The organism is Verrucomicrobiota bacterium (genome assembly GCA_016871535.1).
In the GTDB taxonomy this organism is placed as follows: domain Bacteria; phylum Verrucomicrobiota; class Verrucomicrobiia; order Limisphaerales; family SIBE01; genus VHCZ01.
Genome location: VHCZ01000280.1, coordinates 1 through 7773, shown reverse-complemented (window position 1 = coordinate 7773; position 7773 = coordinate 1). Strand labels below are relative to the sequence as shown.

5 protein-coding genes and 1 pseudogene are annotated in these 7773 nt (G+C 59.8%); 2 read left to right on the top strand and 4 right to left on the bottom strand.

All coding sequences use genetic code 11. The annotated features are described in order from the left end of the window. Positions 1 to 338 precede the first annotated feature (338 nt). Positions 339 to 1199, top strand: a complete 861-nt coding sequence (locus FJ398_23775; protein ID MBM3840916.1) for a hypothetical protein — start codon at positions 339 to 341, stop codon at positions 1197 to 1199. Beyond that, on the top strand, positions 1099 to 2208 hold the full coding sequence (locus tag FJ398_23770) for a tetratricopeptide repeat protein (protein MBM3840915.1): 1110 nt from the start codon (positions 1099 to 1101) through the stop codon (positions 2206 to 2208). Before FJ398_23775 ends, FJ398_23770 begins: the two co-directional genes overlap by 101 nt. A gap of 31 nt (positions 2209 to 2239) precedes the next feature. Here the strand turns inward: FJ398_23770 and FJ398_23765 are convergent, their stop codons facing one another. The 4 genes and pseudogenes from FJ398_23765 to FJ398_23750 form a co-directional block, all read right to left on the bottom strand. After that, complete coding sequence (locus FJ398_23765) at positions 2240 to 2707, bottom strand: hypothetical protein (protein ID MBM3840914.1); 468 nt, start codon at positions 2705 to 2707, stop codon at positions 2240 to 2242. Between the two features lie 249 nt (positions 2708 to 2956). Continuing rightward, positions 2957 to 4282: an ABC transporter permease gene (locus FJ398_23760; protein ID MBM3840913.1), complete on the bottom strand. Its 1326-nt coding sequence runs from the start codon at positions 4280 to 4282 to the stop codon at positions 2957 to 2959. A gap of 203 nt (positions 4283 to 4485) precedes the next feature. Continuing rightward, a complete protein-coding gene (locus tag FJ398_23755) occupies positions 4486 to 5949 on the bottom strand; it encodes a sugar ABC transporter ATP-binding protein (GenBank protein MBM3840912.1) in 1464 nt (487 codons plus the stop codon). An 835-nt stretch (positions 5950 to 6784) separates the two neighbouring features. After that, positions 6785 to 7000, bottom strand: a pseudogene (locus FJ398_23750) (type II secretion system protein). Positions 7001 to 7773 lie beyond the last annotated feature (773 nt).

Here is a 7773-nt window from a genome sequence, read left to right as displayed (position 1 = left end):
AGACTTCGTTGCTTGCTCCTTACAGATCCACTTCGGGATATGCTCGTCGCTCGCGCCTCGTCTGGCCGAAAAATCCCTTGCCGCGAACGTGAGCGTATTTATGAAATGGACCACTTAGGGTCTGTGCCATGAATCCGACCGGAGAACCGTAGCGCAGATTTTCAATCTGCTGTATCGCCGATTTCCAATCGGCAGGGCGCCGGCAAGTCCCAGCGGGCTCGGACTGGGAGACGCCCCGCAGAATACAATTCTGCGATACGGCAGAGTGCAACTCTGCGCTACGAGCTTTGTCGTCCATCCCGCGGACCAAGCAGTAAAGGGGAAGATATCGGGGGGGGGTGAATGAGTTAAATGGGTTACATGAGTTAAATGAGTTGCAGGGGGGAAGTCCGTTGGAATGGCTCAATCATGGGCCGTATCTGCTCAAGGGAATTGATGTTCCGGTGGAGATTTGCGAAGTGCGGGAAAGCGGGCGGGACACGGGCGGTCCGCCGACCAGCTCGGAGAAAGCGCAGCGCCAGGCGAGAGCGGATGAGGAACAAGTGCTGGGTTGGCGGCCAGCCGTCGGCCAGTTCGTTCCGAATACGCGCTGGCAATTGGAACAGAAGCTAGGCGAAGGCGGCTTTGGCGAAGTCTGGCTGGGGCGCGATCCAGCGACCAAAGAGCCGCGGGTCTTCAAGTTCTGTTTTCACACGGAGCGCGCGCGCTTTCTCAAGCGGGAGCTGACCTTGTTTCGCTTGCTGAAGGAACGGATTGGCGAGCACCCGAACATCGTGCGGCCGCACGATGTGTATCTGGACCAGCCGCCGTTCTACGTGGAAATGGACTACGTGGAGGGAAAGGATTTGCGGACGTGGAGCGAAGAGCGTGGGGGCGTGGAGCGGATTCCGCTGGAGGTTCGATTGGAGATCGCGGCGCAAGCGGCCGACGCGCTGCAGGCCGCGCATGAAGCCGGCGTGATTCACCGGGATGTCAAGCCAGCGAACATTTTAATTGCGGAACGCATCCCTCACCCGGCCTCCGGCCACCCTCTCCCATCGAATGGGAGAGGGGCTTGGGGCGAGGGCGCTGTTTGCGTGAAGCTGACCGACTTCGGGATTGGGCAAGTGGTTTCGCAGGCAGCGTTGGCAGGCATTACACGCGCCGGCTTCACGCAGACGATCCTGTCGGATTCCTCGTCTTCACGAACTGCGCCGTAGATCTCTTGGCGAGCAGCATGAAGGCGTCGGCGAGGCGCTCAACGAGCTTGCCAAACCGCTGAATCTTCAAGGCAACTGGGCAGACGCGGAGCAATTCCAACGCGAGGCCCTGGCGATTCTCCAAAAAAACCTCGGCCCCAATCACCTTGTCGTCGCGGACATGCTCAATGATCTGGGGGTCATATTATGGAACCGCGGCAAGCTGCGGGAAGCCACAGAGGCGTACCGCGCGGCGCTCGCGATCAAGGAGAAGCGACTGAATCCCCCCAATCAGAAGTTGGCCGGCGCTCATAATAATCTGTCGCTCCTCTTGCTTGATCTGGGCGATTTTGCTCAAGGCGAAGAGCAAGCGCGCCAGGCTCTCAGCGCATATCGCGAGCTCTTCGGGGAGAACCATCCGGATGTCGGCATGGCGCTGCATAATCACGCGAAGCTTCTCCGGGAACTCGCGCGCCTCGACGAAGCAGAGCGCGCCATTCGTGACGCCATTGAAGTCTACAAGCGAGTTTACCAGGGTGATCACGACTACCACGCCGAAGCGCTGGATGATCTTGGCCTGATTCTGGAGAAGAAAGGCGATGCCAAGGGATCTGAGGCCGCCTTTCGCACAGGTCTGGCAATGGGCAGGAGGACCGTTGGCGATGATCATCCTCAGACCCTGCACGCGATGCGTCACTTGGCTTTGGTGTTGAGCCGGGGTGCCGCCACTCTTTCCGAGGCAGAAGAATTAATGAGCCGTTCGATCGCGGCGAGCCGTAGGAAGTTCGCAAAACAACCAGCAGCGCTCGCGAGCTGCCTGGACGACCTCGCGACCTTCCTCGTGAACACAGCGCGACCGAAGGAGGCTGAGCCCGTGTTGCTGGAAGCCTACCAGCTCCAGGCGAACGGAAACCAATCTTCCCGACCCCTAAAGAAGATTTGCGGCGGTTTGGTGCAGCTCTACGGCATATTAGGGCAGCCTGACTTAGCCCAAAAGTGGGCAGCCAAGCTTGTGGAGCTTGGCCAATAATACCTCATGGGCAACCAGCCGACGGCGTTGGTCAATCGCCCGATTGCCCCTGTTGCCGCAGGTGCAGCAGCCGCGCGCGGTCGATCTGATCCTGCTCGCGATAGGTGTCCTTGCTTTCGATCAATTTGTCCAGGTTGAGATACGGCACGCGAACTCCCTCAAGGGTTGTTTCCAGAGCCAGGCCGATTGCGTCTTGATAAGAAACCTTCCAAGCCCTTGTGCTCACGTCCACTTCAACTTCATCCGCAATCTTGACAACGACATTCTCCAAAAGATCGCGCGGGGTGAGTTCCTTTGCGGCTCCGTCTTCCATCCTGGAGAGCGCCTCCAGGACGCGCCGACAATTCTCTTCGGACTCCTCGATGAGAATGTCCACGTCTTCCGTCGTTCGGACGAGGCCATGCAAGATGCAGGCTTGAGCTCCGACCACCAGATACTTCGCTTCGGCGTCATTCAACAGCGAACACACACGAAGTAATGGCGCCAGCGGCTCAGGCATAACGCGCGCTCACCAAAGCCGTGGATTCGGATGGTTTCGCCGCCAGCGCTCATATTCTTCGCGAGTCTTGGCCTTAAAAACAAAACCTCGAGGCCTTGGAATGGGGTTTAAGCGCTCCGCTTGCTTTTGCAGGACTTGAGCGCGGCGAAACGCTTCCTCGGCGGTGGCCGGCGCACGACGTTTGCCAACAACTTTGATTTTGATCGGATCGGCCATCGGCGGCACCGATAGGCTACGCCCTTCGGGGTGTCAAGACTGCATTCCTTTCCTTGTCCGCAGAAAGAGATTCCAGCCCCGACCTCGACTCTTGAGCATATCGAGCAGGACGGCGCCGAGAATCACCAGACCCAGCACGACTTTCTGCGTGTAGCTCTCGACGCCGGTCAGATTCATTCCATTCTGGATCACGGCAATGATGAAGGCCCCGATCAGCGTTCCGAGAACCTTCCCTTCCCCGCCCGAAAGCGACGTGCCGCCAACAACCACAGCGGCGATCACATAAAGCTCGTACATTCCTCCATAGGTGGGGGAGCCGCTTTTCAGTTGCGACGCCATCACGATCCCGCCCAATCCCGCCAGCGCGCCGGACAACGTGTAAACAAAAATGAGCACGGATTTGATCGGCACACCGGAGAGCCGGGCGGCTTCCGAATTGCCGCCCACGGCATAAATGTATCTTCCCAGCACCATGCGCGTCATGAGCACGTGCGCGAGAACGTAGAGCACGATCATGAGCAACACCGCGTTCGGAAGCCCCAGGTCCGCGCCGCGCCCCAGCGAGATGAACGCTTCGGGCACTTGATAGATCGATTGCCCCTGCGCGAAAATGTACGCGAGCCCGCTCGCCACCAGCATCATGCCCAGCGTCACGATAAACGCCGGAATCCCAAATACGGTGATCATCAAACCTGTGAAGCTTCCGACCGCTCCACAAAGCAGAATCGCGGCGGCGCTGCAAAGCGCCATCGCGCCAGCCGAAGCGTGTTCGGCGCCCGCGACATCTCGAATCAGCAAGGTGGCGACCACGGCCGAGAGCGCGATGAGGCTGCCCACCGAAAGGTCGATCCCGCCGGTGATGATCACCATCGTCATGCCAATGGCGATGATGGCGATGACCGAGATTTGATTCGCGATGTTCAGCAGATTGTCGGTCTTGAGAAAATTGGGCCAGCGATACGTCCGCGGCGTGGTCAGGCGCGCCGAAGCGAGCGGCGGAAATTTTTGGGCCAGATCCTCGAACACACTCCAGGCGGCGGCGGACGAATTGCAGGCGATCACGTCCAGGCGGCTTCCGGAATTGGCGATTCGTTCCAGGGCTTGCCGGGCATCCGACGGCTGGCCTCTCACCGTTTCAATGTCCGCCATACCACTCGCGCGCAGCCGAGCTTCAAGGGCACTCGCAAAGGCCGTGTCCTCTTTCCCTTCTCCAGTGACAACCAAGACCCGGCCGTTCGCGGAAAGCGATTGCAGGATCTCCGCGGCCAGTTGCTCGCCTCCCGATTCGCCCGTGGGATGCTGCACCTCGTAAGTGGCCCAACTGTAGTAAGCGCACAACAGCAGCAACACGCCCAGCATGCCGTGATCGGAGAGCGCCTGCGCTACCCGGGATCCGCGGGCCCGGTCTGTTATTTGCGTGTTCAGAACTTTCGCTGGTTGTTTGGCGGATGACCGTTCGACGCCGAGCTTCGGTCAACAATGTAGGGCAGGCCTCCAGCCTGCCTCCGTCGGTAATCTTCAGAAAAGGCCGAGGCAGGCAGGATGCCTGCCCTACTTTTGCCTCACCCGACTGCAAGTTTCATTATTTGCTCCTGAGTCGCACTCGCCACGTCCGTGATCTCACCCGTAATGCGGCCCTCGTGCATCACGAGAATCCGGTCGCTCAGGCCGAGGACTTCCGGCAATTCGGAACTGATCATCAAGATTGCTTTGCCCTGGGACGCCAGTTCATTGATCAGGAGATACACTTCATATTTGGCGCCCACATCGATGCCGCGCGTTGGCTCGTCAAAGATAATGACGTGGCAATCCCGTTCGAGCCATTTCGCCAGGACGACCTTCTGTTGGTTCCCTCCGGAAAGATGGCGCGCCGGCTGATCCGGATGCGCAAGACGAATTCGCAAGTTGTCCACGTACCGGGCCAGCGCGTGGCGCTCGCGGACGCGGCGAACAAAGCCCACCCGAGAGAGCAACGGCAGATTTGGCAGCCCGAAATTTTCACGAACGGATCGGCCCAGCACCAAACCCTGCGCCTTGCGATCCTCGGTCAGCAGGGCCATCCCGGCGCGAATCGCGTCGCGGGGATTGCGGAGACGCAAGCTCCGGCCATCCAGCCGGATGGCGCCGCTTTCCAGCCGGTCCGCGCCGAAGATCAAGCGCGCCATCTCGGTTCGGCCTGCCCCGACCAATCCCGTCAGTCCCAGCACTTCGCCGCGCCGGACCGCGAACGAAACGTCCCGAACCTTTTGGCCGCGATTGAGGTTTTCCACGGCGAGCCGCTCCTCGCCGATGGAAACCTGCCTTCTCGGAAATTCATTTTCGAGTTTTCGCCCGACCATCAACTCGATCAACGTTTCCCGATTTACTCCGGCAATCGGCCGCGTGGCAACCTGCCGGCCATCGCGCAGCACCAGGACACGATCGGCGATCTGGAAAATCTCCTCCAACCGATGGCTGACATAAATCACACCGATGCCCTGAGATCGCAGGTCGCGGATGACCGAGAAAAGCCGGGCGACTTCCTGGGGCGTCAAGGTCGCGCTCGGCTCATCCATGACGATGATTCGCGCTTGTTGAGACAAGGCTTTCGCGATTTCGACCAGTTGCTGTTGAGCCACGGTCAAACTTCGGCATACCGCCTCAGAGTCAATCTCGACGCCCAGCCGCTGGAACAGGGCGCCGGCCGCCTGCGATTCTTCCCTAACGCGGACAAATCCTGTCTTCGCTCGTTCCCGGCCCAGGAAAATGTTTTCCCGCACGGTCAACGAAGGCACGAGATTGAACTCCTGATAAATCACCGCGATGCCGTGGCTTTGGGCCGCCACGGGACTGCCCAATTCAACTTCTTCGCCGTGGATGCGGATGGAACCTGCATCGGGCGCGTTCGCACCCGCCAGGATCTTGATGAGAGTGCTCTTGCCAGCTCCGTTTTCGCCGACCACAGCCAGCACTTCGCCGCGATGCAAAGCAAGATCTACGTCTTGGAGCGCACGCACGCCGGGAAAAGACTTGGAAATGCCGCGCACGAACAAGAGCGGGGCCCCGGCAGGAACGATTGCGAGAGGACTCGAGGCTTGCACGGGTCAACGCGGGAAGGTTAAGCGATTGGACGCTCGAAACAATCCTGAACGCCTTGAACGCTCGACAGTCAGCCACGGTGGGGCGAGGCTCCCGCCAAGCCAATGCCATCGAAGAAAGGCTCCGCAGGAGCGTCGCCCCACCGTCGTTAACTGAGGGGATAGGAAGACATCAGTAATAGTAAATCGTATCAGGACTCGCTCCGCCTTTGACGCGCGGCTTGATTTGGGCTTTGGGGCGCACGATGACGCTGCCATCGGCTTGGCCGACGGGTTGATCCGGAGTGACGGCCCATTGCCAGAGCGGTTTGCTCTGCGTGCCCGCGCCGAAACGTCCGAGATGCCCCACGTCCCACAGCGCGGCTCCGGGCGTGTCGCTGACGCGATGAGTGACGAAGGCCCGGCGCGCGTCGCACTCGGCGGTGTTCTTGGGCCAGGCGGGTTCGTTGTCGTCCGGGTTCGGGCTTTCCTTGCCTTCCGCGTTGACGAACTTCATCGCGGGGCGCGCCGTGTAGTTCGCCAGCCACATGTACGGCGTGTAAACGAAGGACGCCGACGTGTCCCAGCCGCCGTAGTCGCGCGTGTTCTTGTCAGCGAAGTTGGCCATGCTCTCGTAATTGAGCCAGGTCCGGCCAAAGGACTTCCGTGTGATCGGACAAATCAGCATTTGTGTGTCCTTGAGGTAAGTGCCGCGCATCGTGGTGACGATGCTTTGATTCGCCGTGGTGGGTGAACGGTGGTAATCCGGGCTGGGATCTTCGTGGAAGGGGAACTTACCGCCGAAGTCATCCGCGTACATGATCTGACTCAAGTATTGCTGGCGGATGTTATTCACGCACGCGGTGCGCGAGCCTTTGTATTTGGCCTTGTTCAAGGCTGGCAACAACATCCCGGCCAGGATCGCGATAATAGCGATGACCACGAGCAGTTCAATCAACGTGAAGCCTCCTGATGAACTCGGCTTGAAAGGCACGCGCTCTGTTGCCACGGTCGCGAGCATAGCCATCCGGAGGCTTTTGTCGAGAGAAAGTGCAGTCCCAAAGCGCGTCCCGGCTCAACGTTCTGGTCCGATTCTGGTCGGAAGGATTCTGGCCTGGGACGGTCTCCGCGTCCGTTCCAGGCCAGAATCTTCACGAAGGCGCCGTCCGCTGTGGAATTTTGGCCTCGCACGGACAGCGCGCCTGCGTCAAGCCGCCCGTCACGATTACCTCACCCTCAAGCGGGCACCCCATTTCGACCTCCTTTTTGAATCTCAGAATCTCAGCGCGCAACCGCCTGCTCGCCCGGCGGCGCCCGGGCCTCGTCCTCTTCCCACAGCCCGCAATGCCGGAGAATTTTCTCGATCACATCGCGCTCCCGTCGCTCGATGAAGCGGATGATCTTCATCGTTCCGCCGCACTTGGGACAGAGCAACGGATCCACACCTGAAAATTGCGCTTGGGCCCGGCTAACAAATCCTCGCTGGCGGCTTCGGGAAAGCGTCCGAGCCGGTTATGTTCGGTCTTGTAGATAGAACGGGGCCGTCTTGGGTTGTCGCTGGCGGTAAAACCCGCCGTCCTTGTGCTCGCAGCCCACGGCTCCCGCCTCCTTGTGGACGGGAGACTAACCGCTCGCGGGCTCGTTTGGCAAGAGGCACCAGCGGCGGAGGGTGCGACTTTTTCCGTCGGTCAGTTTTTTGCCAATTTTGCCCAGTATCGGTCCCAGTCATTGTTGGCGCGCGTGGTTCTGAGTTGAAGCATCGATTCCGCATTTGGAATCTTCCACCAAGCACCG